General features: G+C 62.9%; 18 protein-coding genes and 2 pseudogenes. 15 read left to right on the forward strand and 5 right to left on the reverse strand.

Translation table 11 applies throughout. The features are described from left to right. Positions 1 to 144 precede the first annotated feature (144 nt). The 6 genes and pseudogenes from OMP40_RS39925 (at position 145) to OMP40_RS09660 (ending at position 5,148) form a co-directional block, all read left to right on the forward strand. Positions 145 to 450, forward strand: coding sequence for a hypothetical protein (locus OMP40_RS39925; RefSeq protein ID WP_338131080.1), 306 nt, complete (start codon positions 145 to 147; stop codon positions 448 to 450). Next, positions 443 to 949 (forward strand): HAD-IIA family hydrolase, encoded by a 507-nt coding sequence (locus OMP40_RS39930; protein WP_338131081.1) that lies wholly within the window; start codon positions 443 to 445, stop codon positions 947 to 949. Before OMP40_RS39925 ends, OMP40_RS39930 begins: the two co-directional genes overlap by 8 nt. Positions 950 to 1,067: 118 nt before the next feature. Beyond that, positions 1,068 to 2,436 (forward strand): annotated as a pseudogene (locus tag OMP40_RS09645) (ABC transporter substrate-binding protein). Between the two features lie 388 nt (positions 2,437 to 2,824). Beyond that, positions 2,825 to 3,340, forward strand: a pseudogene (locus OMP40_RS41405) (carbohydrate ABC transporter permease); the annotation flags it as partial. A gap of 126 nt (positions 3,341 to 3,466) precedes the next feature. Continuing rightward, positions 3,467 to 4,285 (forward strand): carbohydrate ABC transporter permease, encoded by an 819-nt coding sequence (locus OMP40_RS09655; protein WP_420871954.1) that lies wholly within the window; start codon positions 3,467 to 3,469, stop codon positions 4,283 to 4,285. Positions 4,286 to 4,326: 41 nt separating this feature from the next. After that, entirely contained in the window at positions 4,327 to 5,148 is an 822-nt protein-coding gene (locus tag OMP40_RS09660) for a sugar phosphate isomerase/epimerase family protein (RefSeq protein ID WP_277530944.1), read from the forward strand. Between the two features lie 231 nt (positions 5,149 to 5,379). Here OMP40_RS09660 and OMP40_RS09665 read toward each other — a convergent pair whose 3' ends face one another. Beyond that, complete coding sequence (locus OMP40_RS09665) at positions 5,380 to 5,688, reverse strand: phosphatase PAP2 family protein (RefSeq protein WP_338131150.1); 309 nt, start codon at positions 5,686 to 5,688, stop codon at positions 5,380 to 5,382. Between OMP40_RS09665 and OMP40_RS09670 the strand changes: the two genes are divergently transcribed. The 3 genes from OMP40_RS09670 to OMP40_RS09680 all read left to right on the forward strand — a co-directional run bounded on the left by OMP40_RS09670 (position 5,667) and on the right by OMP40_RS09680 (position 8,106). Then, positions 5,667 to 5,858, forward strand: coding sequence for a hypothetical protein (locus OMP40_RS09670; RefSeq protein WP_277530946.1), 192 nt, complete (start codon positions 5,667 to 5,669; stop codon positions 5,856 to 5,858). The genes OMP40_RS09665 and OMP40_RS09670 overlap by 22 nt on opposite strands. 246 nt (positions 5,859 to 6,104) lie before the next feature. Further along, positions 6,105 to 7,301 (forward strand): glycosyltransferase, encoded by a 1,197-nt coding sequence (locus OMP40_RS09675; protein ID WP_277530948.1) that lies wholly within the window; start codon positions 6,105 to 6,107, stop codon positions 7,299 to 7,301. A gap of 49 nt (positions 7,302 to 7,350) precedes the next feature. Beyond that, positions 7,351 to 8,106, forward strand: coding sequence for a MerR family transcriptional regulator (locus tag OMP40_RS09680; RefSeq protein WP_277530950.1), 756 nt, complete (start codon positions 7,351 to 7,353; stop codon positions 8,104 to 8,106). Between the two features lie 120 nt (positions 8,107 to 8,226). Here OMP40_RS09680 and OMP40_RS09685 read toward each other — a convergent pair whose 3' ends face one another. The 3 genes from OMP40_RS09685 to OMP40_RS09695 all read right to left on the reverse strand — a co-directional run bounded on the left by OMP40_RS09685 (position 8,227) and on the right by OMP40_RS09695 (position 14,344). Further along, positions 8,227 to 10,794, reverse strand: a complete 2,568-nt coding sequence (locus tag OMP40_RS09685) for a hypothetical protein (RefSeq protein WP_277530951.1) — start codon at positions 10,792 to 10,794, stop codon at positions 8,227 to 8,229. A gap of 234 nt (positions 10,795 to 11,028) precedes the next feature. Further along, positions 11,029 to 12,549: a helix-turn-helix domain-containing protein gene (locus tag OMP40_RS09690; RefSeq protein ID WP_277530953.1), complete on the reverse strand. Its 1,521-nt coding sequence runs from the start codon at positions 12,547 to 12,549 to the stop codon at positions 11,029 to 11,031. Continuing rightward, positions 12,443 to 14,344: a histidine kinase gene (locus OMP40_RS09695; RefSeq protein ID WP_277530955.1), complete on the reverse strand. Its 1,902-nt coding sequence runs from the start codon at positions 14,342 to 14,344 to the stop codon at positions 12,443 to 12,445. The genes OMP40_RS09690 and OMP40_RS09695 overlap by 107 nt, the downstream gene beginning before the upstream one ends. 170 nt (positions 14,345 to 14,514) lie before the next feature. Here OMP40_RS09695 and OMP40_RS09700 point away from each other — a divergent pair, with 170 nt between their 5' ends. From OMP40_RS09700 to OMP40_RS09725, 6 genes are all read left to right on the forward strand, one after another. Beyond that, positions 14,515 to 15,879: an ABC transporter substrate-binding protein gene (locus OMP40_RS09700; RefSeq protein WP_277530956.1), complete on the forward strand. Its 1,365-nt coding sequence runs from the start codon at positions 14,515 to 14,517 to the stop codon at positions 15,877 to 15,879. 67 nt (positions 15,880 to 15,946) lie between these two features. Next, positions 15,947 to 16,801 (forward strand): carbohydrate ABC transporter permease, encoded by an 855-nt coding sequence (locus OMP40_RS09705; RefSeq protein WP_277530958.1) that lies wholly within the window; start codon positions 15,947 to 15,949, stop codon positions 16,799 to 16,801. Then, complete coding sequence (locus OMP40_RS09710; RefSeq protein WP_277530960.1) at positions 16,798 to 17,619, forward strand: carbohydrate ABC transporter permease; 822 nt, start codon at positions 16,798 to 16,800, stop codon at positions 17,617 to 17,619. The genes OMP40_RS09705 and OMP40_RS09710 overlap by 4 nt, the downstream gene beginning before the upstream one ends. Positions 17,620 to 17,813: 194 nt before the next feature. Beyond that, positions 17,814 to 20,024 carry an alpha-L-rhamnosidase-related protein gene (locus tag OMP40_RS09715; RefSeq protein WP_277530961.1) on the forward strand — a complete coding sequence of 737 codons (2,211 nt, stop codon included), beginning with the start codon at positions 17,814 to 17,816 and terminating at the stop codon, positions 20,022 to 20,024. Beyond that, a complete protein-coding gene (locus tag OMP40_RS09720) occupies positions 19,997 to 21,970 on the forward strand; it encodes an alpha-galactosidase (protein WP_277530963.1) in 1,974 nt (657 codons plus the stop codon). Before OMP40_RS09715 ends, OMP40_RS09720 begins: the two co-directional genes overlap by 28 nt. After that, the gene (locus OMP40_RS09725; protein WP_277530964.1) at positions 21,918 to 22,112 is read left to right on the forward strand and encodes a hypothetical protein; all 195 of its coding nucleotides are present in this window, start codon (positions 21,918 to 21,920) and stop codon (positions 22,110 to 22,112) included. Before OMP40_RS09720 ends, OMP40_RS09725 begins: the two co-directional genes overlap by 53 nt. A gap of 153 nt (positions 22,113 to 22,265) precedes the next feature. Here the strand turns inward: OMP40_RS09725 and udk are convergent, their stop codons facing one another. Next, positions 22,266 to 22,895, reverse strand: coding sequence for a uridine kinase (udk, locus tag OMP40_RS09730; protein WP_277530966.1), 630 nt, complete (start codon positions 22,893 to 22,895; stop codon positions 22,266 to 22,268). Positions 22,896 to 22,971 lie beyond the last annotated feature (76 nt).

A 22,971-nucleotide genomic window follows, 5' to 3' on the forward strand; every position in this document is an offset into this window, starting at 1 on the left:
AGAAATAGAATAAACAAGGGTGCGAGACGAGGAGAAAACCCTTTTTTATTCGGCGGACGGAGCGCGTGGCCTTATTGGCCTGCATCCGTCTGCCGGATAAAAGGGTTTTTTTGCATTTTGCACAGGGGGGAGGCTGCGCAAAGATTGCCGGAATGGATTCAATTGGATGGCTATTTTTTTGATCTGGACGGGACCATTATGCTCGAAGAGCAGGCGCTCCCCGGCGTGCCGGAAACGTTGGGCGCGCTGCGCGAGGCGAACAAGCGAATTCTGTTTCTCACCAACACGACGACGCGAACGAGAGCCGAATGCTGTCAGCGTCTTCGGAGGTTGGGGCTGCAGGTGGAGCTGGACGAGATCGTGACGGCCGCTTACCTCTCCGCCGTCTACCTGAGCGAAGCGCAGGGGGAAGCCGACGGTTTACGTGGTAGGCGAAGCGGCGATGATTGACGAACTGGAGGAGCAAGGGATCGCGTATACCGCCGACCCGCTCTCCGCTTCGCATGTGCTGGTCGGCATGGATATGCACTTCGACTACGGCAAGCTGCACCGGGCGACGAAAGCCGTACGCAACGGGGCTTCCCTGATCGCGGCCAATCCCGACCCGAACTGTCCGGTGATCGGCGATCTGATACCGGATACGTGGTCCATGGTCAAGGCGATCGAGACAGCGAGCGGCGTCTCCGCGGCGGCAGTGATCGGCAAGCCCTCGAAGTATTACGGCGCCAAGGTACTGGAGAAAAGCGGGCTGCCGGCTGAACGCTGCCTGATGGTCGGAGACCGGCTGGAGACGGACATGCTGTTCGGCTCCAATATGGGACTGCGCACCGCTCTTGTGCTCACCGGGGTCGCTTCCGAGCAGGATCTGCGGCAATCTCCGATCAAGCCGGATTACGTATGGACCTCGTTACGCGAATTTACAACTAGTTCCCGGACGGGCAATATCTGATTTTTACGCAGGCTTCACACGGTTTCGATCGGCTTTGACACTTGTCTGCTACAGTAATGGCAGACGTGGCGCCGAACCGTTTTCTATCCTATGTAGTTCATTTTAAAGGAGAGATTGTATGCGTTCCATGTCGAAGAAATGGGTTTATTTGACGCTCTGCTGCCTTACGCTGGCTTCCTGCGGCCAGGCGGCCTCGGATTCGTCCTCCGCTCCCGCATCTTCCTCGCCGGCGGCCGCTGCTTCCGGTTCCGCTTCCGCCGCTGCATCCGGCGACGCCAACGTCGATGAGAAGATTGATCTGACCTTCTATTATCCGATTGCGGTAGGCGGACCGCTGACGGCGACGATCGAGGAGATGACTCAGGCATTCACGAAGCAAAACCCCAACATCACGATCAAGCCGGTGTATACGGGCAGCTATGCGGATACGGCTGTAAAGACGCAGGCAGGCGTGCAGAGCAAGTCGCCTCCGGATGTCGCCGTTCTCCAATCTACGGAGCTGTTCAGCCTGCTGGATATGAACGCCATTGTTCCGCTCGACGACTTCATCGCGCAAGAGGGCGGAGCATCGTATTTAGCCGACTTCTATCCGGCCTTCCTGGCTAACTCCCAGACGGACGGCAAGACGTACAGCATTCCGTTCCAACGCAGCACGATCGTGCTCTATTACAACAAGGACAAATTCAAGGAAGCGGGTCTTGATCCGGAGAAGCCGCCGAAGACCTGGCAAGAGATGAAGGATTATGCCAAAAAGCTCACCCATGACGGTACATGGGGATTGGAAATACCGGTAACCGGCTTCGGCTACTGGATGCTTCAGACGTTTGCGCTGCAAAACGGGAATAACCTGATGACCCAGGATGGGAAAAAGGTCATGCTCGACACGCCCGAGAATGTGGAGGGATTGCAGTATTGGACGGATTTGTCCAAGAAGGACAAGGTGATGCCCGAAGGAGCGACCGACTGGGGAACGGTTCCGTCCGACTTTTTGGAAGGCAAGACCGCGATGATGTATCATACGACGGGCAATCTGACCAATGTGAAGAAAAACGCCAAGTTCGACTTCGGCGTCAGCTTCCTGCCTGCCAACAAGACGTACGGCAGCCCGACGGGCGGCGGCAACTTTTATATCTTTAAGGACATCGATCCGAAGAAGCAAGAAGCGGCCTGGAAATTCGTGAAATTCATGACCGAGAGCGAACGCGCTGCGCAATGGAGCATGGACACCGGTTATGTCGCAGTTAAAAAAGTCCGCTTACGAAACCGAGCGGATGAAGCAGTATACGGCAGAATTCCCTGCCGCGCTGATCGCCCGCGATCAGCTCGAATACGCTTCGGCCGAACTGTCCACGCACAATAACGGCAAGGTAATGAAAACGGTGAACGATCAGGTGCAAGCTGCTCTGACCGGCACGTTGAAGCCCGCAGATGCGCTTAAGAAGGCGCAAGAGGAAGCGGATCGGGCGCTTGCAGCATTTAACAAATAAGCATGGTTGACGGAAGAACGCCTTGGCAGGCCGCAAGTTCCTGGATTCCGCCGGCCAAGGCGCGATTTCGTTTTACTGGCTGGCATACCGGCTTGAAGGAGGCTGTCCATTGGGTGTCCATACGCGAATGCGCTGGAAAACAAACGTTTTCGCCTGGCTTTTGCTGCTGCCGTCGCTCGTGTTTTTGTTTTTGTTCACGTTCTATCCGATCGCGAAGACGATTCGCCTGAGTCTGTACCAAGCGGATCTGGCAACGCCTAAGCCGCTCTTTATCGGGGCGGACAACTATGTCCGACTGCTGGACGATTCGATTTTCCTGAAGGTGCTGACCAACAATTTGTGGTTTGCGCTGGGTACGGTGCCTGTTTCGATTGCGCTGGCGATGGCGATGGCCGTATTCGTCAACAAAGCGACGCGGGGAATCGGACTGGTCCGCGCCGCATTTTTCTATCCGACAGTGATCCCTATGATTGCGGCAGCCAATATATGGCTGTTCATATACACGCCGGAATACGGGCTGCTGAGCCGCGCCGTCACCGCGCTCGGGGCGAGCGACATGAACTGGCTCGGCTCGCCGCATACGGTCATGTGGGCGTTGATCGTGATGATGGTCTGGAAGGAAGCCGGTTATTTCATGATCTTTTATTTGGCCGGTCTGCAAAATGTTTCGCCCGACCTTTACGAGTCGGCGTATGTGGACGGCGTGAGCCGCTGGACGATTTTTCGCAAAATTACGTTTCCGCTCCTCATGCCGACGACGCTTTTTGTTGCGATTGTCGCCTTGACGAATTCGTTCAAGCTGGTAGATCACTTGATGGTCATGACGAAGGGCGGGCCGGACAACTCCAGCAGCTTGCTGCTCTACTACATTTACGAGACGGCCTTCAGCTTCTGGGATCAGGGCGTCGCTTCCGCCTTGACCGTGGTGATGATCGGGCTGCTGCTGTTGCTCTCCGCGCTTCAATTTTTCGGCCTGGATAAAAAAGGTTCACTATCAATAGCTCTCTTAGTGCCGGGGAGCAGAAAGGCGATGCCGATGCCGCATTTGAAAAGGTTTGCGAGCCGAGGGCTCCTCTTTCTATTCGCTGCCTTGTGGAGCGTGCCGCTGCTGTGGCTGACAGCGACCGCTTTCCGTCCGAAGGCGCTTGCGCTTTCCGCTTCGTTTTCGCTGGATTTGACGCTGCAGCACTTCGCAGCCGTTTGGGCGGCCGCGCCCTTCGGACAGTATTATATCAACACGATCCTGATTGTCGTTAGCGTGTTGGCTTTTCAGATGGTATCCGTGACGATGGCGGCATTTGCTTTTGCAAGGCTGCGTTTTTATGGGAAAAGCCTCGTGTTTTTGCTGTTTCTCGCGCAGATCATGGTGCCGGCCGACGTGCTGATTTTTCCGAATTACACCGTGCTCAAGGAATTGTCGCTGCTCGATACGAAGCTTGGCGTCATGCTGCCGTACTTCGCCTCGGCGTTCGGCATCTTCCTGCTGAGGCAGACGTTTTTGACGATTCCGTCGGAGCTGGACGAGGCGGCGACGATGGAGGGCTACTCCAGATGGAACGTCTTGTGGAAGATTTATTTCCCGCTGGCTCGTCCGGCTTACCTTGCATTCGGACTGGTGTCCGTCAGCTATCAGTGGAACAATTACTTGTGGCCGTTGATCGTGACCAATTCCGTCGAGAATCGTCCGCTGACGGTCGGCCTGGCCATCTTCGCCCTGTCGTTCGAGACGGGCGCGCAGTGGAGCGAGGTCAGCGCCGCTACGCTGTTGGTCGTCACCCCGCTGCTGGCCGTTTTTCTGTTGTTCCAGCGACAGTTTATGAACAGCTTTATCCAATCCGGGATTAAATGAGCGGCCAATTCGGGCCGCATATGCCGAAGGAGGGCACTGAATTGACCGCGCAATCCGAGTATGCCGTATCGACGTATGCATTGATGGAATTGCCGCTGCAGGAAGCGGTGGACGCGCTGCTCGAAGGACCGTGGAATGCCATCGAGGTGATGTGCGAGGGCCCGCACGGCGAGCTGCTGGATTGGCCGGCGGAACGGCTGGCCCGGCTCCGGGACGCGGGCAAGGCGCGGGGCATCTCATGGAGTCTGCACGCGCCGATAACCGGGTTGAATCCGGCGGCGCGCGAAGCGGGGGAAGCCCAGGCTGCTGCTGTGGCGCTCGGGCGCACGCTGGACGTCGCGGAACGGCTGGATGCCCGATATATCGTGCTGCATCCGGGGGTTGCAGAGAGCGAAGCGACCGACAGGGCGGAAGCCGGACATCGGGAAGCGCTCGCCGTCCGGGTGGCGGACATGCTGAAGCGGGCGCTGGAAGCGAGCGGGGACTCCCGGGTCGCCATCGGATTGGAAAATGTGCCGCCGTACCCGGGCTTGCTCGGGACCGACGTCGAATTCCTCGTTCGGGTGGCGGAGCTGACGTCCTCGCCGCGTGTCGGCGTCGTCTTCGATACGGGACATGCCCATATGCTGGGGGGAGGGTCGCTGCCTGGCGGCTTTGCGGCAGGCGCTGCCCCATCTGATCGGCCTGCACCTAAGCGACAACGGGGGGAGAAAGCGACGAGCATCTCCGGCTTGGCGCGGGCACCATACCGCTGTCGGAGGCTATCGGGCTGCTGCGCGCCGGCTATGCAGGCGCCTGGACGCTTGAGATGCGCAGCTTGCCGGATGCGGCGATGTCGGCGGCATGGCTGGATGAGCGGCTGAGAGCAAGCGACTCGCGGGCGGACGCCCGCTAGCGCGTCCGGGAAAGCGCGGCAAGGCGGACGCTCCGCCGAGGATCGGATTCATACGCTGATCGATTGGCGAGCGAAGAACCCGGAAAGGCTGAGCGCCTTCGGCTGGAAAACTTCAAAAGCCCGCTGCGGCAGTTTCCTTTCGGAACGCTGCCGGCGGGCTTGTTGCTTTATGGCATGAATCGTTAGCCGGACTAATGTTTTATGCGATCCATACCCCTACGAGCAGTGCGGTGGCGCTGCCGAGCAGCATGCCGGCGACGGTGTCGCTCGGGTAGTGGAGGCCGAAGTAGACGCGGGACAGCGCGACGCCGGCGCCGATCGGGAGCAGCAGCGGGATGAGGGCGGGGCTGGCGATCATCCAGGGCGTCAGCATGGCGAAGGCGGCGGTCGTGTGGCCCGAAGGGAAGGAGGGGGTCGCGCAGCGGGCGGGGGCCGGTCCTGGCTTGAGGCAATACTTGATAAGGGCGGGACCTGGGGGACAGACGTTTGGCGAGCGCGACGGGAATATGGCTGATGACGACCGCGGCCAGCGCCTGCCAGCCGGCCGTACGCCAGATGCCGTCGGCCAACAAGCCGACGGCGAGGGAGACGCAGAGCGAGAACGTCGCTCCGCCGATCAGCGACAACAGCCGGAACAGCGCGGTCAGCGCTGCCCGGTTCCACCGGATGTTAATATAAAGGAACCAGTTGCTCTCGAAGCGGCTTAACATGCGATAGAACTGAGCCATGGCCATCTCTCCTTGGGCGCGCGGGCGCGGCTTCATGTGACACCAGTCTAACCGCGAATTGTCATTGGCGTATGAAGTTCCGTCGGCCTTACTGTAAAGGAATGAGCCTGTCGCGATTTGACATTCCGCTGATTTCGCGCTAACGCAGGCGCTGTACGATGGGCGTAACACGCACCGTCGGAGGAGGAAGCGTCGCATGAACGAGATCCGCCTGGCCTTGTTTACGGACACGTACGTCCCGGAGATCAACGGCGTAGCCAAAACGCTGCAGCGATGGACGGCTTATCTGGAAAAAAGGGGAATCGCCGTCAAGGTGTTCGCGCCTGCCGGACCGCGCCGCGCGCCGGGCTACCAGGAGACGGCGGAGCGGCTCGCCAGCCTGCCGTTTTTCCTGTACCCGGCATGCAGGCTGGCCATGCCGGTGTCCCCGGGGGCCGAGCGGAGCCTGCTCGCCTTTAAGCCGACGGCCGTGCACGTGGCGACGCCGTTCGGCACCGGCCTGACCGGGCGCCGTCTCGCGCTGAAGCACGGCATCCCGTTGATCGCGTCGCATCATACGCATTTCGCGCGCTATTTGCCTTACTACAATCTGACGTGGGCGGGCGCGCTGCTGCGGCGATACTTGCACTGGTTCCACCGCCCCTGCCGGCGCGTCTTCGTGCCTTCGCCGTCCGTGCTCGCGGAATGCCGGCGAGACGGCTGGCTCGGTCTTCGCGTATGGAGCCGGGGCATCGACGCCTCGCTCTTCGGCAGAGCGGGAGACCGCGCGGGATGGCTGGGCGAGCATGGGCTGTCCGCTTCCAGCTTCCCGGTGCTATGCGCGGGCAGGCTCGCGCCGGAGAAAAACCTGGGGACGGCGATGCGCGCTTTCCGCGGCTTCAAAGAAAGGACGAACGCCGACGCCCGGCTGGTGATCGCCGGAGACGGGCCGCAAGAAGGCGAGCTGCGCAGGCTCTCCGAGCAGCTCGGCATCGACGCGCTGTTCCTCGGCGCCGTGTCGCAGCGCGAGCTGCAGCGCTGGATGCAGGCATCCGGGGCGCTGCTGTTCCCGTCGCCGACGGAGACGTTCGGCAACGTCGCCCTCGAGGCGATGGCCTGCGGCTTGCCCGTGATCGCGGCGGATGCGGGGGGCGCTGCCCGATCTCGTGAAGGATGGAGAGACCGGCCTGCTCTGCACGCCGGACGACGCGGACGCCTTCGCCGCTGCGCTCGCCCGGCTGCACGGGGAGCCGGCGCTGCGCGAAGCGATCTCGGACCGGGCGTACGCCTATGCAGGCACGCGGGACTGGGACGGCGTATTCGGCGAGCTGCTTGCGGAGCTGACGGGCGTCTGCGGAGAAGCGTCCGCGGTGTAACGGCGGGCATCGAATTATTTTTCAAAAAAACCGATTGACCTTCACGTTGCGTCAACGTTTAAAGTAAAGTCGTCGGGAGGCGATCGCATGGAATACACGGTACAGAAGCTGGGCAGGCTGGCGGGCGTAAGCGCCCGGACGCTGCGGTTCTACGACGAGGTCGGGATTCTGAAGCCGGCCAGAATCAGCTCGTCGGGCTACCGCATCTACGGGGCCGCGGAAGTCGACAGGCTGCAGCAGATACTGTTCTACCGCGAGCTCGGCGTCGGGCTGGACCGGATCAAAGAGATCATGGGCGATCCGGACTACGACGGCGTGCGGGCGCTGCGGCTTCATCGCGAGGAGCTTCTCGAACGAAGGGGACGGCTGGATGCGCTGATCGCGAACGTCGAGCGCACCATCGGCGCCCGTGAAGGAGGAACAAAGATGAGCGACGAAGAGAAGTTCGAAGGCTTCAAGGATAAGCTGATCGCGGACAACGAGGCCAAGTACGGCGCGGAGATGCGCGCTAAATACGGCGACGGGACGATCGACCGGTCCAACGCGAAGCTGCGGGGGATGAGCGAGGCGGATTACGCCGAGATGAACAAGCTGGCGGACGAGGTTCATGCTGCGCTAGCCGAAGCGTTCAAGGCCGGCGACCCCGAAGGGGAAGCGGCGCGGCGGACGGCGGAGCTGCACAAGCAGTGGCTCTCCTACTCCTGGGGAAGCTACGACAAGGAGGCGCATGCGGGGCTCGCGCAGATGTACGTCGACGACGAGCGGTTCAAGGCTTATTACGAAAAGGAACCGGGCATGACGGCGTTTTTGCGGGACGCGATCGTGGCGTATACGCGGCAGTAACGCAGACGAGTCATGCAAGTAAAAAAGGCGGGATCGCGCACGATAGAGATGCGATCCCGCTTTTTGCCGTTCGTATCGCTCGTTCAAAGCCTCGCAATCCGTCGCTCTACAAGCCGGCGTCTATAAGCCGGTATACTGGATCGTGGGGTTCCAGAGGGTGCCGTCCGAAGTCAGATTGCTCCGCTTATTGACGATGAAGTAGATATAATCGCCCGCCGAGACGGATACGGCGACATCGTGAGAAAGGCCGGTAAAATTATTGTAGGCCAGCGTTGCGGCGCTTCCGACGCTAGGCCAGATTTGCGTCCCGTTTTTCATGATTTTCAGGTTGACGCCGTCGCCGGCCCCGCTGCCCGGCTCCTTCTTCGCGGTGCCGGAGATTCGGATTTTCCCTGCCTTTGGCGCGAGCCAGGCGCGAACGGAATCGTTCGCGTCCGGATGCTGAAGGACGCTGCCGACGAGGACATAGGTTTGCGCGCCCTTCCAGCGTCCGTTTGCCGCGTCCCAGGTCATATCGCTGTAGGCGGAGCCGTCCCACTGCTTGTAATACCACTGGTTCGCGCCCTGGGTCTGGCTGAAGCCGCTCGAGGCTTCGTAAAGATCGTATTGAATCGTCGGGTCCCACCAGGTGGCGTCGGTCGATATCGTACCGCCTTTATTGACGACGAAGCGGATCTTGTCGTTCTGGGCGACGCTGACCGTCAGGTTGTGCGCGAAGCCGTTCGTGTCCGAAGCGCCGATCGCTTGCCAGCCGCTCGCCGGCCAGATTTGCGTATTGTTTTTCATGATCTTTACCTGCACGCCGTCCCCGCCCAGCGCGTTGTCCGCCTTGCGCGCGACGCCGGAGACATTGACCGATCCCGCCTTCGGCGCCGTCCATGTCCGCACGGAATCGTTCGCGTCGGGATGCTGCCAGCCGCCGCCGACGATCACGTATGTCTGCGCGCCCTTCCAGCGTCCGTTCGCGGCGTCCCATGTCATATTGCTGTAAGCGGAGCCGTCCCATTGCTCATAGGACCAGCCGTTCGCGCCTTGCGTCTGGCCGTAGCCCCCGGATGCGGAGTATCGGTCGGCCTGATCGGCCGAGATCGTAATCGAGCGCCGATACAGGTCGTCGTGCTCGTAGTTGCCCCAGGTTTTGCGCGGATACAGAATGGAAAACGCGCCGTCGACCTCGCGGCCGTCGTTGGTCCCGCCTTCGTAATCCACGAAGGTCGAATAGGGCTGCATGACCGAGCCCGGAGCCGCGACGTCCAGCGCGGCTTCCATGCTCCAGACGACGCCGTCGGAGGAGGAGTAGAGATTAAGCCGGCTCGATTGGTGCGTCTGCACGGTCATCAGATACTTACCGAGCGCGGTGCTGTATGCAGCGTCCGAGTGCACGTCTTCGTACAGGTAGGTGTTGTCGAGGACGGCGCTGCCGACGCTCGTCACGGCGTTTCCGGTCCAGCTTCCGTTGACGTATTTCGTCCAGGTCGTCGTCTGCAGATTGCGTGCCGCATTCACGACGTCCTGTACGTTCGCCTTGGCAACGGCGACATGTCGCGGATAGCCCATGCCGTCCCCTTCTCCGTAAATGCCGTCGTTGAAGTACACGTAAAATTCGCCGTTGCGGACGATATAGGGGACGCCGCCGATGTTGACGCCCGTATTTTTCGGCCGCACGATCTCGCCGCAGTATTCCCATGTCGCGCCGCCGTCGGTCGAGTAGACGATGCCGAGACTGAAGTTCGTAGGCAAGCCCGTCGGCTGCGGCGTCGACCATGCCTCGTTGTGCGTGAATCCAAGCAGCTCGCCGGGTGCGATCTCGTACATGTTCATAATCCAGATCTTATAGGCGCTGTAGCCGGCGCCGAAGCCGTTTTTATCGATCAAATTGCTGCCGCCCGCCGACACGTAAGTTTGGAACGGAGCGTCCAGCGGGCCTTTCAGATGCTGGAGGAACTCGGCATGGTAAAAATGCATCGCGCTCGCGCTCTCCCGCAGCGTGGCGAACGATGCGTCCATCGTGATCGGCATCTGCGCGTCCGCGTAAAGCAGGTTCGGGCTGCCGACGTTGATCGTGTAAGGCAGATCGGGTCCCGACACGCTCACGTTGTCGAACGCCCAACTGCTCGTACTCGCCGCAAGTCCGGCATACCCGCTGGCGAAGGTCGAATCGGTATAGTCGATACGCGGGGTCGTCTCGTTGTTGACGTACACTTTGATGTTGTGGGCGTTGTTGACGACCTTCAGGTGGCGGTAGGTGCCGAAGGAGAGGCCGGTGGCGGCCGACATGAGCACCTTGTTCACCTTGTACAGTTCGATGGTGCCGTTCGCCCGCACGTACAGCAGCATGCCGCTATCGAACGGACCGTCGTCCTGGCCCATTTTTTTGAACTGCAGGCCGGCCCAGCTCAGGCTGCTGCCGCCGTTGTCGAGCAGCTTCAGATCCAGCTCGTAGGTGGCGTCGCCCCAACGCTTGCCTGCGATCGAGGTCCAGTAGGTGCCGTTCGCCGTCGCGCTCTGCACGTACTCGTCTCCTGCGGCGGACCAGGACCCCGATGCGGCCTTCCAGCCGCCTGCGCCGCCGGAGAACGTATCCTTAAACCCGTTGCCGGCGGCATCCGCCGCTTGCGGTCCTGCCGCGAGCGCCAGCCCCGCCGTCAATAGCCATGCCATCAGGCCGTACCATAGCTTTTTTCGCACGTCATTGCCTCCTCGAAATTGTTGTAAGCGTTACCACGAGAAGCTTACACCCGAGGGAGGGAGAACGAAATGGACGAATCTCAGCATACGGCTTGTAAAATTCGCAGGCTTGCCCGGCGCGGTAACCGCTGCACATTCCGCGGCACCTTTAGGGGCGCCCTCCGCGGCACCCTCCGCGTGACGCTAAGCGGCACACTTCGCGGACCGGACATACCTGCCAAAGCCGGGGCGCAGCTAGTCGAAGCGCTGACCCCGCTTGTACTCCGTAGGCGTCATGCCGGCCCATTGCTTGAACAGCTTGCTGAAGTAATACGGATCGGGGTAACCGACCTGCTCCGCGATGTCCTTGAACAGCAGCCGGGGAAACTCGCGGATGAGCCGCTTCGCTTCTTCGATCCGCAGCTCGATCAGGTAATCGCCCGGCGACTTGCCCCGTTTGCTTTTGAATACGAAGCTCAGATAAGAGGGGTTCAGACCGAAACGCTCCGCGAGGTCCGCGAGCGACAGATTGGAGGTGAAGTTCGCCTTCAAGTATGCCTCGACCTCCTCGGGCCATCCGGCGCTCTCCTCGTCGGAGCCATCCTCCTCGCACAGCCGTCCGAATATCCGCGTTAGATGCGCCAGCGCGATCTCCGGCTGCGCCGCCCCCCATATCGCCTGGGCGATCTCATTTTCCATCCGCTCCGGGACGCCTTCGGTCTCCGCGGCGCCCGCATGAGGCGTAAGCTCGCGCGCGAGGCGCTGAAGCGTTCGAATCCATGTCGAGCGAGGCAGACTGCCCAGCCCGATGTCGCCGATCGCCGCCGTCAGCGCCTGCATGAACTCCGGTTTCCTGCGCTTGCGCACAAAGGCGGCCATGTGCGACACGGCTGCGGCCGGAAGCTCCGCCCGCGGCGGCTCGCCCGCCCCCTCGCCCGGAGAGAGGACGGCGAACGCCGCGCCGGCCATGCGGCTGAGCTGCGGCGCCGCCCGCCGGGCCAGCTGGAGCGCGCCGGGCACGCCGGCGATGCCGCCGCTGCGGAGCGGGATCGCCAGCACGGCGGCCGAGTCCGGACCGCCCGGCCCGCCGGCCGCCGCCCAGGCGCCCAGCCGCGTCCCGCCAAGCTCGTGCACGCCGAGCAGCAGGATGCACTCGTGCGACGGAGCGGCGAGCGCGTAGCATCGCTCGCCGTCCTGCAGCCATGCCTCCGCGGCGTTCCGCAGCTGCGCTGCCGGGAAGTCCCGCTCCAGCTCGGGAGGCAGCCAGGCGTACAGCAGCATATAGCTGGCGTGGTAGAAGTACTCCCGCGCATACCGTTCCAGCTCCGCGTCCGCATGGGCGACGGACGAATGGGGCAGCAGCAGACGCTGCAAAATAAACGACTCGACCAGCGTCTGGTTTTGCAGCAGCCGCCTGCGGAGCGAGACCAGCAGTTCGCCGATCGTAGCCTCGGTAGGCGGCTTCAGCAAGTAGTCGACGACGCCCATGCGGACCGCCATGCGCGCGTACTCGAACTGCTGGTAGCCGGTGAGGATGACGCAGAGCATGTCCGGGTACCGCTCGCGCACGCGTTCGAGCAGCGCTTCTCCGTCCATGACGGGCATGTGCAGGTCGGTGATCAGCACGTGCGGCTGCACGATATCCATCTCGAGCAGCGCCGCCGCGCCGTTATAGTACTCGCCGACGACCTTGAAGTCGGGATCGATGGCGGCGATTTTCTCCTTGATGCTGCGCAAAATGGGCGGCTCGTCTTCGACGATCACGACGCGGAACATCAGTCGCATTCCTCCTTGCGGACGATGATGACAATCTCGGTGCCCTCGGGCAGTCGGCCGACGTTAAAGCGGACCCGGTCGCCCCAGAACAGCCGGCAGCGCGCCAGCGTATTCTCGATGCCGACATGGCCGAGACCGCGCGAGGTGATCTGCGAGAGCTCGCCGTCCCCGTCCGCGCGCAGCGTCTCGATCCGCCGGCGCACGGCGGCCAGCGTCTCGTCGCCGATGCCGGCGCCGTTGTCCGCGATCGACAGCTCCCAGCAGCCGGGCTCGTCCTGCCTCGCGCGGACGGCGACGGATATATGCCACGGGGGGGCTCGACCTGCCTGAAGGCGTGGGCGAAGCAATTTTCCAGAAAGGGCTGCACGATCAGCTTGGGCATCGGCTCTTCGGCCAGAAGCGGGTCGAGCGCGATATCGAATTGCAGCTGGAATTCGTAGCGAAGCTTCATGAGCTCCAAGTAGGCGCGGGCGTTGGCCAGCTCCTCGCGCACGGCGACGGGGGCGGCCGGCGCGACGCTGCTGTAGCGCAGCATCTGAGTGAGCGCGTAGCACATCTCCGCGACGTCGCGATCGTTCGCCTCTTCTGCATGCCGGCCGATCGAAGTGAGCGTGTTGTAAAGAAAGTGCGGGTTCGTCTGCGCATAGAGCGCCTGGATCTGCGCCGTGCTCTCGCGACTGCGAAGGTCGATGAGCTCGTTCATGGATCGGTGCAGCCGCTGCGTCATCTTGACGAAGGTCTCGTACAGGTCGTTCACCTCGCGGGAGTACGCGAACGCGCGAGGCGCCGGCGTCGCGGGATGGGAGTCGAGTTCTACGCTGCGCACGTACCGCTGCAGCCGGAAGATCGGCGACGTGATCGTGCGCGCGATCGCGTAGGAGAGCGCCAGCGCGAGCAGCTCCGCCGCGCCTATGATGACGATGCTGAGCTGATGGAGCCGCTGAATGGGCCTCAGCAGCGCTTCCTTTGGCTGCAGTAGGGCGACACTCAGGCCGGTATACGAGGAACGGGTCTGGTTGGCGACGTTCGTCTCTCCGGTATCGAAACGCCGGATCTCGCTGCCGTCCGCCCCGCCTGCGAACGCCCGGCCGTCGAACGGGATGCGCGCAGCGCCGTAGGGATAGAAGATGCGCCCGTCGTCATCGTAAATAAACAGGCTGGCTTCGGCGGCATCCCGCCCCTCGGTCAGCGTCTGCTCGAGCAGCGCATAGGGCTGCTGAACCTCGATCAGCGTATGCGCGTTCAGACGCCGGGCGACCGAGAAGACAACCTCCGACGTCGTCTGCCATTCCGTCGGCCGGGGCGGCACGAGCAGCTTCTCGCCGCCGAGCGCCAGCGTATCTTCGATCCAAGACGACTGGTGGAAGCGCTCCCGTAAACTTGGATACGTGTCCCAGTTCAAGCCGTAATCGATATAGTCGCCGTTCAGGTTGAAGACGAGAATGCGCTTGGCCGTCATCTGCGGTCCGTTGAAGTATTCGAGCAGATTCGTCAGCTTCTGCACTTTGACGAAGGCGGCGTAAGAGCTGTCGAAGTCCGGCTCGGGGGGCGAAAAATAGGCGGCAATATCGTTGTTGTACAAGATCTGCGCGGAAATCCGGTCAAGGTCCTTGTACATCCGGTCGATGGACGTGACGAACCTGTACAGCATCTGCTGGGTCGCCTCCCGGTTGCGCAGGTAGATGACGTCCGCCGTCTGTCGATAGTATAAGTAGCTGAGCAATCCGATGATGATGTTGACGCACAGCGTAAACGCCAGAAACAGCTTGCCCCGTATGCTCAGCCGGCTTAGCATGACTCCACCTCTTGCTAGCAGTATAGCACCGACGGTCGCGCGGCGGCGCCGATCTAGGAATTTTACAGGCCGCCACCTGCACATTTTCCATTTCCATGACGGGGCGGCTTCATTATCGTTAGGAATACGGCACACATGCTGCCATCATTCAACTCTGGAGGGTCAACCTTATGCATGCAAAACAGATCAAGTCCGGCCTGACCGCGGCCGTGTCCGTGCTCATGGCCGCAGCGCTCGCAGCCTGCGGAGGAGGCGAGAGCGGCAGCGGCGGCTCGCCTTCCTCGTCCGCATCCCCTTCGCCGTCCGCTTCGGCAAGCGCTTCCGCCAAGCCGTCGGAGACGGCCCCCGCCGCCAAGCCGGTGACGCTGTCCGTCATTATGCACGCCGATTGGGCCAAAGGCGGACCCTGGGAACAAATCATGAAGGGCTACGAGGAGAAAAGCGGCAACAAGGTCGATCTGCAGATCGTATCCGACAACTTCGAGCAGATGGTGCTGACCAAGATCGCGACCGAAGACATCCCCGACGTCCTCTTTTTCTTCAGCCAGAGCAGCGCCATCAAAAAAGCTCAATCCGGAAAAAAACCTCGTCGATTTGTCGGGCGAATCCTACATTTCGCGGATCAATCCGACCATTTTGAAATATTACCTGCAGGACGGCGGCAAGGTGTACGGCATTCCGACGAGCGGGATGAACGTGTCGGGCGTCCTCTACAACAAAAAAAGTATTTGCCGACCTCGGCCTGTCCGTGCCCCGCACGTACGACGAGCTGCTCGCAGACGCCGAGAAGATCAAGGCCGCGGGCATCACCCCCCTTCTACGAGGCGGGGAAGGACGGCTGGCCGCTCCAGGTATTCACCTTCAGCGGGTTCGCCAATCTGCTCGCCAAGCAGCCCGACCTGATGGACAAGATCAACGCGCACCAGACGACGTTCGACCAGATCCCCGAGTTCGTGGATATGCTGCAGAAGCAGGCGGATCTCGTGAAAAAGGGCTATGCGAACAAAAACTTGTTCTCAGGCACGTACGATCTGTCGCTCGACGAGCTGGCCACCGGCAAGTCGGCCATGGTCATCAACGCGGACTGGGCGCTGCCGACGCTGTTGGCCAAGTACCCGGACGCGCCGGTCGGCATGTTCCCGCAGCCGTTCGAGGCGGACAGCTACGTCGGCATCAGCGATCCGCAGGCGGCTTTTGCATTCAAGAATTCCAAGAACGTCGAGCAGGCCAAGGATCTGCTTGCCTATATCGCGGAGCCTGAAACGCTCAAAACGTATTATGACGCCGCCAAGACGATGCCGAGCTGGCTCGGCGTGGAGGCCGCGTTGAACGGAGGCACGGCCGATCTGCAGCCGGTCGTCGAAGCCGGGCGCGCCGCGCCGTTCTTCAACGGACTGACGGCCGTGTCGGTCGGCGACTACACGAAGGAGCTGCAGGCGCTGTACGGCGGCGACAAGACGGCGGCCGAAGTCGCCAAGGCGCTGCAGAAAAATATCGACACCGCCGCCAAGGCGGCGGGTCTCGCGGGCTGGTAAGCGGGTGGGCCCGGCCGGCGCGCCGGCCGGGCAGGAGGGAGCTGACACCGCATGCACATCAAAAAAAATGTACCCCCTATGGCTGCTGCTGCCCGTGCTGGCCGTCTACGGAGCGCTCTACATTTATCCGACGCTGTCGGGCTTCTACTATTCGCTGACGGACTGGAACATCTACAAAGAAAGCATCCGCTTCGTCGGCCTGCAGCAATACCGCGATCTGCTGGCGGCGGGGGATCTCGTCAACGCCGTCCGGCACACGCTCGTCTACGCCGCCATCGTCACCGTCTTCCAGAACGGTCTGGGCCTCGGTCTGGCCCTGATCCTGACGACCAGGGTGCCGGGCCGCAACGCGTTCCGCACGGTCTTTTTCCTGCCCTGCGTGCTCAGTACGCTCGTCATAGGGTATGTCTTCTCCGCCATCTACCGGCCGGAGGGGATCCTGAACGAGCTGCTGCGCTTCGTCGGTCTCGGGTTCGCGACGACGGACTGGCTGGGCAACGCCGACGTGGCGCTGTACGCCATCTCCGTCGCCAACGTCTGGCAGTATGCCGGCTTCGCGATGGCGATCTACATCGCCGGCATCCTGGTCATTCCCAAGGAGCTGATCGAAGCGTCGATCATCGACGGCAGCGGCTACCTGAAGCTCGTGCGCTACGTGATATTTCCGCTGCTCGCGCCTTCGTTCACCATTAACGTCATTCTGAGCCTGATCGGCTCGCTTAAAGTATTCGAGATCGTGTTCGCGCTGACGAGCGGCGGCCCGGGCGACGCGACGGAGGTCGTCAACACGTACATCTTCGACCGGTTCTCGGACGGCCTGTACGCTTACGGTACGGCGGCCAACGTCTGTCTGTTCCTCGTCATCGCCGTCATCTCCTTCTACGCGCTGCACCTGCTGCGCCGAAGGGAGGTTCAGCTATGAGGATGAGCGGCGCGCTCACGGCGCTCAGGCTGGTCCTGCTGCTGGCGCTCAGCCTCATTGTCGTCGTTCCGCTGCTGTTCATCTTGCTCAGCGCGGTCAAGGACGCGCAGCAGGCGGCGCTCATGCGGCTCGAGCTGCCCGACGCCTGGCATTGGAGCAACTTCAAGGTCGTATTCGAGCAGGGCCGGATGCTGCGGGGGCTGACCAACAGCGCGATCGTCACGACCGGCTCCGTCGTATTGTCTATCTCCATAGGCGTCATGGGCGCGTTTATCGCGGCCCGGCGGTCGGGAAGGCTTATCGCGGTCATTTATACGCTGTTCCTGGCGGGACTGATCGCGCCGCCCTCGATCATCCCGACCGTCAAGCTGATGCAGTCGCTGCACCTGAACAATCAATTTCTGGGCGTCATCCTGCTGTACGCGGCGCTGCAGACGCCGTTCATTCTGCTCATGATGACCGGCTTCGTCAAGGCGATCCCGCGCGAGATCGACGAATCCGCCTTCGTCGACGGGGCGCGGGGCTTCGGCCTTTTCATACGGATCATCCTGCCGCTGCTGCTGCCCTCGATTACGACGGCGACCGTATTCGTTTTTCTCGGCGTCTGGAACGACTTTCAATGGCCGCTCTACCTGCTCGGCAGCTCCGACATGTGGACGATCCCGATGTCCGTCTACATGTTCAAGTCGAAGTTCGGCACCGACTGGAATTACGTCTTCGCCGACCTGCTGATCGCGATGGCCCCCGTACTGCTCGTGTACGCCGTCGGTCAGCGGTTCATCATCGAGGAGATGACGGCCGGCGCGATCAAAGGGTGAGACGACGGAAGGGAGAGCGACGATGGAAAGATTTGCTTTTGAACGCGCCGAGCCCGTCTGGTTGTCGGGGCTCGACGACACGATGAATGTAACGGCAGGCTTCAGAGCCCGCGTCGCCGCGCCTGTCGGGCGGGGGGGCGCGGCTGCGGATCGCCGCCGCGTCGATCTACCGCTGCTATGCGAACGGGCGGTTCGTGGGCCACGGTCCGGCGGCCGCGCCTCACGGGTATTGCCGCGTCGACGAATGGGCGCTTTCGGGAGACGGGGCGGAGGAAGAGACGATCGTCGCGATCGAGGTCGCCGGCTATAACGTAAACAGCTTTTATACGCTGGCGGAGCCTTCGTTCCTGCAGGCGGAGCTGCTGACGTCGGACGGCCGCCCGCTCTGCTGGACGGGAGCGGACGGCGAGCGGGGCTTTGAGGCCGGCGAACTGCGTGAGCGGCTGCGCCGGACGCAGCGGTACAGCTTCCAGCGAGCCTTCACGGAGGCGTACCGGCTGCAGGCAGACGCGGCGGACTGGCGATCCTCGGCGGCCGCCGCTCCGGGTGCAAGGGCGGATTGGGCTCGCGTATCAGGCCGGCTGGCGCTGCCCAGGGGCGTGCCGCTGCCGGCTTTTCCAACGCTGCAGCCGCTCTCCGTATGCGAATCCGGCGCCGTGGCGCATCGCCTGCCGCCCGACGGCTACCGCAAGGACCGGTCGCTGACGGGCGTCGGTCCGCTTTACCTCGGCTATCCCGAGGCCGAGCTGGGGACCGTCCCGTCGCTGCTGCTGCAGGAGGCCTTCACGACCGAGCGGCGCGTCGGTGAGCGGCCTTACGTGCCGGACGCTGCGCTGAGGCTCGAAGCGCGGAGCTACCGCATCGTGGACTTCGGCCGCGTCGCCGCAGGCTTCATTCAGGCCGAGGTCGTCTGCGCGGAACCGGCGCGATTGTATCTGATGTTCGACGAGGTGCTGAGCGGCGGCGAGGTCGACTTCCTGCGGCTGGATGCCGTCAACGCCGTCGCCTACGAGCTGGGGCCGGGCGTTCACAGCCTGGAGACGATAGAACCGTACTCGCTCCGTTATCTGAAGCTGCTCGTCTGGGAGGGATCGGCCGATATCCGCGGCATCGGCGTTCGGGAATACGCGTGCGGCGACGCCGTCCGGGGCTCGTTCGCGAGCGGCGATCCGGCGCTCGACGCGATCGTCGCGGCGGGCATCGAGACCTACAGGCAGAATGCGGTCGACGTCTTCATGGACTGCCCGTCGCGGGAGCGCGCGGGCTGGCTGTGCGACAGCTTTTTTATGGCGCGCACGGCGGCGGCGCTGAGCGGCACGACGTTATACGAACGGCTGTTTCTGGAAAATTACGCGCTGCCCGAACGCTTCGCCCATCTCCCCGAAGGCATGGTGCCGATGTGTTACCCGGCCGACCACTTCGACGGCAATTTTATTCCGAACTGGGGGCTGTGGTTCGTCCTTCAGCTGGGCGAATACGCCGCGCGCAGCGGCGATGCGGACATGCTGGCGCGCCTGAGGCCGCGCGTCGCGTCGCTGATGCGGTACTTCGAGCCCTTCCGCAACGCGGACGGACTGCTGGAGCGGCTGGACGGCTGGATCTTCGTCGACTGGTCGCCGGCGCGCGAGTGGGTGCAGGATGTGAGCTATCCGACCAACATGCTGTATGCGGCAGCGCTCGAGGCGGCGGGCCGGCTGTACGGCTCCGGCGACTGGCTGCGTCAGGCCGAAGCGGTGCGGACCGCGGTGCGGTCCCAATCCTTTACGGGCGAATACTTCGCGGATCATGCCGTGCGGACCGCGGAAGGCTTGCGGATCGAGACCGGCCACGTGTCGGAGGCGTGCCAGTACTACGCCTTCTGCTTCGGCATCGCGGAGCCGGATACTTACCCGGAGCTGTGGCGCACGCTTGTGGAGCGTCTTGGGCCGCGCCGCCGCGGTATCGAGAGCGGGCGCGCGCCGGGCGTCGCGCCGACGAACCAGCTCATCGGCAACATGCTGCGCCTTGAGGCGCTGTCCGCCGCGGGCCGGGCCGACGTCATCGCGGCCGAGCTGCCCGAGCTGCTGGGCGGGATGGCGAGTGCCACCGGCACGCTGTGGGAGCAGGACGAGCCGATCGCCAGCTGCAGCCACGGCTTCGTCAGTCACGTCGTCCATGTCGCGTATCGCGACCTGCTCGGCTTCCGCCATGTCGACCCGCTGCGCCGGACGGTCGTGCTCCGCCCGGGCCAGTCGGGGCTGCTGTCTTGCGCGGGCGCGCTGCCTGTCGGCGGCGACCTGCTGGCGATGTCCTGGCGCTATGCCGACGGGAAGCTGCACATCGAGACGGACATCCCGGACGATTATGAAGTCGCGCTTGAGATTGAAGGGCCTTATGCATGGCAACGGAAGGAGCGGCCGGGATGACGGAGGAGCAAGCATGGCGCAGTCCGGAGCGGTCCGGCATGCAAGTCGTCTGCTATGGCGGCGACCAACGCTTCTGGGCGATCGAATATACGGGCGGAAACGCAGCGGGCTGGACGTTCGGCAGTCCGTCGTTCGAGCTGGAAGGGCGGATGGTGTCCGGCGCGCTCGCCACGCTCGCGGAGACTGCGCCGCGCCGGACGCTGACGTGCGGCGTCACCGAATACCGGGTAGGCGGACCGCTGCGCGACGCGCCGGGGACCGAGCTGCATTGGATCGTGCGCGTGGCGGACGGCGGCAATCCCGTCGTCCGCTTCCGTTACGAGCTGGCGTCGCGGGACGGCGCGCGGTTGACGAAGCGTACCGGCAGCGACCGGCTGCGCTACCTCTCGGCGTCGCTCGACGGCTGCGACCTTACGGTCGAGCGGCGGCTGTCCGAATTCGTGGAGCCGGTGCACAGCTATTGCCCGACCGAGCGCCAGGCGGACGAGCTGCATTTCAGGCGGGGAGAGACGTTGATGGGGCCGCTGCTGACCGCGGGAGGCGGGAACCGTCAACTGCTGCTCGCTTACGAGCATGGCTCCCAGTACCCGGACGCCTTCATTCAGTACCGGCTCCGGCCTGACCGTACGGTAGAGCTGGAGGCGGTCAAGGGCAATTATCTGGACGGCAGCGCCCCGACGCCGGAGCGGCCCTATCGAACGGTATGGATGCAAGCGGCTGCGATCGAGGGAGACGAAGACGCGCTCGCTTCGCATTACCGCCGCTTCGCCCTGCGGCACTGGTCGGAAAATGCGGAGAGCCGCCGGCCCTATATTTTCTATAACACCTGGAATTATCAAGAGCGCGTCCGCAACGAGCAGGGCGGCAAGTATCTGGACCCGATGCGCCTCAAGCGGACGCTGCTCGATATCGACGCCGCGCACGAGCTGGGCGTGGAGGTATACGTCCTCGATACGGGCTGGTACGGCCGGACCGGCGACTGGCGGGCGGATCCGCAGCGCTTCCCCGACGATCTGCGCGAGGTCAGGACGCGGCTTGACGGCTACGGCATGAAGCTTGGGCTGTGGTTCAACCCGACGGTGGCCGCGCTCGGCAGCGAGATGCTCGCCGCCCATCGGGACTGCGTCATGTCGGAGGAAGGCCGGGAGGCCGAGCCGGCCGAGGTGTGGGAGACGGAGGCGAGCGTGCCGCTTTGCCTCGCGAGCCGGTATGCGGACGCGTTCGCCGGGGAGCTGATTCGGCTGGCCCGGGATTACGGCGTCCGGTATTTCAAATGGGACGCGATCGCGCAGTACGGCTGCGACGCGCCCGGGCACGATCACGGCGACGCGGGACATACCCGCCTGGAACGGCGGGAGAGCTACGCGTTCCAGCAGGTGCAGGCGATGGCGCGCATTGTCGATCGGCTGTGCGCGGCATGCCCGCAGGCGATCGTCGACTTCGACGTGACCGAGGGAGGCCGCGCGATGGGGCTGGCATTTCTGGGCTCCGGCAAGTACTTTCTGGTGAACAACGGTCCGTATTACTTTAATTACGATGTGCCGATCGACCGGGAGCGGGACAACTGGAATCTGTTTTTTCATCCCGGTCCCGCGCGAGGCTGGATCTGCCGCCGTCCGCTCGCCTACGATCGCTGGCTGCCGTCGACGCTGTTCCTTGCGCATTATTTGCCGGATGCGCCGCGGGACAACCAGCTCATCTCCCTTGCCTCGCTCATGCTCGGCCATAACGGCCTGTGGGGCGATTTGCCGGCGCTGTCGCGAGCGGACCGCGAATTCATACGCGAGACGCTGGACCGCTACAAGCAAGTACGCGACGATATTGCGGACAGCGATCCGGTCCGCGAGGGGGGAGATCGGCGGGGCGGCGGAAGCGCACGAGAAGCTGTCCGCGATGAGCGGACGCGGTCTCGTCGCGCTTTTCTCCGCAACGCCCGGAACCTATAGTTACGCCACCAAGGGCAAGCCGGCGCGGCCCGTCTGGCATACCGAAGGGGTTCGCGTCTCGTGGGACGCGTCCGGCCGGGCGGTCATCGAGGCCGAATTCTCCTCGTCCTCCGCGGCGATCGTCCTGTTCGGCGCGCAGTAGCGCCTTCCCCGGGATAACCTGCAAAAAAAACAGCCTCTCAACCTAAGCGCGCCCGAGCAAACGAGTTCCGTTCGCTCGGACGCGACTTCAGGCAAGGGGCTGTTTTCGCTTTGCGCCAATCCAGGCGACGGGGCCGCGCGCAGCCCGCAAGGTTCAAGAACGGCGAGGAGCGCCGTCCAAGTATTTCTCCGTGAGCACCGTGAGCAGTTCGATGCCGACCTGGTTGTGCCCGCCTTCGGGCAGGATCAGGTCCGCGTACTTCTTGGACGGCTCGATGAACGCCTCGTGCATCGGCTTGACCGTCTCCATGTACTGGCGGTACACCGACTGGATCGTCCGCCCGCGCTCCTCGATGTCGCGCACCACTCGCCGCAGGATGCGCACGTCGGGATCCGTGTCGACGAACACTTTGATGTCGAGCAGCTGCCGCAGCTTTTCCTCGTACAGCACGTGAAGCCCTTCGAGAATGACGATCGGATTGGGGAGCAGCGCCTCCCGCTCGTCGGCGGACCTGCCGTAGAAGCCAAAGTCGTATACCGGCGCATAGGCCGTGCGTCCAGTCTTCAGCATGCCCAGATGCTCGACGAGCAGGTCGTTGTCGAACATGAGCGGATGATCGTAGTTCATTCTGGCGCGCTCTTCCATGCTCAGATGCGGGTAGTCCATGTAGTAGCTGTCCTGCGAAATAAATGTAACCTTGCCGGCGCCCAGACGCTCGATGACGGAGCGCGCGACGGTCGTCTTGCCGGAGCCCGTGCCTCCGGCGATGCCGATGATCAGCATAGTCGATCAACCTTCCCGTTTGCCCGGATTAATATGCGCTTTTTCGATTCCCGTATTGTAGCATAGGCAGGCGGGT

The organism is Cohnella rhizosphaerae (assembly GCF_029525575.1).
Taxonomy (GTDB): domain Bacteria; phylum Bacillota; class Bacilli; order Paenibacillales; family Paenibacillaceae; genus Cohnella; species Cohnella rhizosphaerae.